Here is a 268-nt window from a genome sequence, read left to right as displayed (position 1 = left end):
AATCCGCTGCTCGGATTGCCGATCGTTCTCACCTGGATGGTGGTCGGCGCCTTCAAGCGGCTCTGGGCGGTTCCGGCAGCGCTAGCGGCCTTCGGATTGGTCGTGGTCTTCGGCGTCGATGTTCCCGACGGGGCAGGGGCGGCTGTCGGGCGGGCGCTGCTGCCAACCGTCGAGTTTGTCGCCCCGGTCTTCAATCTGCCGGCCTTCATCTCGATCGCGCTGCCGCTGTTCATCGTCACCATGGCCTCGCAGAACATTCCCGGCATCG

The 268-nt window shown here is 65.7% G+C and carries 1 protein-coding gene; it reads left to right on the top strand.

Going from position 1 to position 268, the window contains the following annotated elements; translation table 11 throughout:
- The coding region (locus tag SB764_RS40730) for a benzoate/H(+) symporter BenE family transporter (protein WP_410866860.1) at positions 1 to 268 on the top strand (268 nt) is incomplete at both ends.

Source organism: Paraburkholderia sp. SIMBA_027 (assembly GCF_046535315.1).
Classification (GTDB): domain Bacteria; phylum Pseudomonadota; class Gammaproteobacteria; order Burkholderiales; family Burkholderiaceae; genus Paraburkholderia; species Paraburkholderia tropica.
Note: the sequence above shows the minus strand (reverse complement) of the source record. Positions and strands in the feature narration are given on the sequence as shown.